Here is a 2,371-nt window from a genome sequence, read left to right on the forward strand (position 1 = left end):
TGTCAATCGGCGTTCAAATTTGACCCCGTATCGGCGTCCAATTTTGACCCCTTTGAGCGACGAGTCTTGACGGTAGCGCTCGCCTCGTCGGAGCTGGCCGGGGTTGCGGAGACGAGGCGAGCGCGGGTTGTGTGATCGTCGTCGCGGCTTTTGAAGCGCCAACTGTCGTTGCCACTCTCGACGATGTCGCAATGGTGGGTCAGGCGGTCGAGCAGCGCGGTAGTCATTTTGGCGTCGCCGAACACGCTGGGCCATTCACCGAAGGCAAGGTTGGTGGTGACGACAATCGAGGTGCGCTCGTAGAGCCGGCTGACGAGATGGAACAGCAGCTGGCCGCCGGACTGGGCGAACGGCAGGTAGCCAAGTTCGTCGAGGACGATGAAGTCGAGCCGGGTCAGATGCTCGGCGATGCGGCCCTACCGTCCGTTGCGGGTCTCGATCTCCAGGCGGTTGACGAGGTCGACCACGTTGTAGAAGCGACCGCGGGCACCAGATCGCATGCAGCTTCTGGCGATGGCGATGGCCATATGTGTTTTGCCGGTGCCGGTACCGCCGACCAGAACGGCGTTACGTTGCTGGGCGATAAAGCCGCCGCCGGCGAGATCATTGACCAGGCTCTGGTTGATGGGGGTGCCTTCGAACTGGAAGTCCTCAAGGTCCTTGGCAAGCGGCAGCTTGGCGATGGTGAGCTGGTACTTGATCGAGCGGGCCTGCTTCTCGTTGATCTCGGCATTGAGCAGGTCGCCGACAATGCGTTGGGGTTCGTGCTGGCGCTTGATGGCGGTCGCCATGATCTCGTCGAAGGCGGCCTTCATGCCGTAGAGCTTGAGCTCACCCATGAGGTCGAACAGTTGAGTACGCTCCATCAGATGGTTCTCCTGAGGTTGTCGTAGCGGGCACAGTCGGCGATCGGGGCATGGCGCAATGTCAGCGCAGCCGGGGTGAGGATGTTGGCCGGCGGGGCAGGATCACGCTGGCGGGCCAGGATGTTGAGCACGACATCGGCGGAATGAACGCCGTGAGCGGTCGCCTCGGCGCAGGCTGCTTCGACGGCCGGCAAGCCGTCGGTCAGAACCGCGTTGAGGATGTCGACCATCTGCCGGTTGCCGTCGTCGGCACCGGCGAGCTTGCGCCGCACACGTTCGATCGCAGCCGGCAGCACCCAGTCCTTGAAGGGAGCGCCGTTGCGCAAGGCACCGGGTTTGCGAGCCAGCACCGGCACGTAATGCCAGGGATCGTAGACGGTATCACCGCGGCCGAACGAGCGAGCATGCTCGGCAACGATGCGTCCGTCCTGGCGGATCACAATGCGATCGGCGTAGGCGTGAACCTCGACAGGCCGCCCAACGGCACTGGCCGTGACCGAGTATTTGTTGTTATCGAAGCGCACCAGGCAGGTCTTCGAGACCGATGCCAGCACCGCGTGGAATCCGTCGAACCGGCCGGCATAGGGAACGAGCATTGGTCGCTCGGCTTCGAACACCTGCCAGACCGTTTGCTCGGTCAGTTCCGGATGCCGGTGCGCTTTGGTGTAGGCGATGCACTTGTCCAGCAGCCAGGCGTTCAACTCGTCGAGGTTCTTGAACCGCAGCCGTGGCGTGAAGAAGCGTTCCCGGACAAGCCCAACCTGGTTCTCGACCTGGCCTTTCTCCGAGCCCGACGCTGGCGTGCAGGCCACCGGATCGACCAGGTAGTGACTGCACATCTGCATGAAGCGGCGATTGTAGAGACGCCCTTTGCCGACGAAGATCGTCTCCACGGCGGTCTTCATGTTGTCGTAGATGCCGCGCACGCAGGTGCCTTTGAACAGGGCGAACGCCCGATCGTGGGCGTCGAACACCATCTCCTGCGTCTCGCGCGGATAGCACCGCACGAACAGCATCCGGCTGTGGCAGAGCCGGACGTGGGCGGCCTTTACCATCACCGTCACGCCATTGAGCAAAACGACCTCATGGCTCCAGTCGAACTGATAGGCTTCTCCCGGCGCAAAGCTCAGCGGGACGTAGGCCGCAGCCGTCGATTGTCCGCGTTCCTTGCCCCATCGCCTGGCGTAACGTCGCACGGCGTCGTAACCGCCGTCATAGCCGCGGCCGCGGAGCTCCTCGAAGATCCGGATCAACGTCAGCTGCTCGCGAGCCGACTTGCCTGCGTTCCCTGCCAACAATCCGTCGAGTTCTGCAGCCCACCGTCCCAGCTTCGGTCGCGGCTGGATGACACGCTCGTACTCGAACGAGGTCTCTCCCGACCTCAGCACTTTACGGACCGTGTTCCGCGACACCTTCAGGTCACGGGCGATCTCCTTGATCGTCTTGCCCTTGATGAAGTGCTCGCGCCTTATCCGGGCAATCGTCTCCACGATCAGCATCCCCAA

2 pseudogenes are annotated in these 2,371 nt (G+C 62.8%); both read right to left on the reverse strand.

The features are described from left to right. Nucleotides 1-143: 143 nt before the first annotated feature. Nucleotides 144-866 (reverse strand): annotated as a pseudogene (gene istB, locus AC0L20_RS39435) (IS21-like element helper ATPase IstB); the annotation flags it as partial. After that, nucleotides 832-2,365 (reverse strand): annotated as a pseudogene (gene istA / locus AC0L20_RS39440) (IS21 family transposase). The pseudogenes istA and istB, both read right to left, overlap by 35 nt. Nucleotides 2,366-2,371: the final 6 nt, after the last annotated feature.

This window comes from Bradyrhizobium sp. Kon58 (assembly GCF_055807455.1).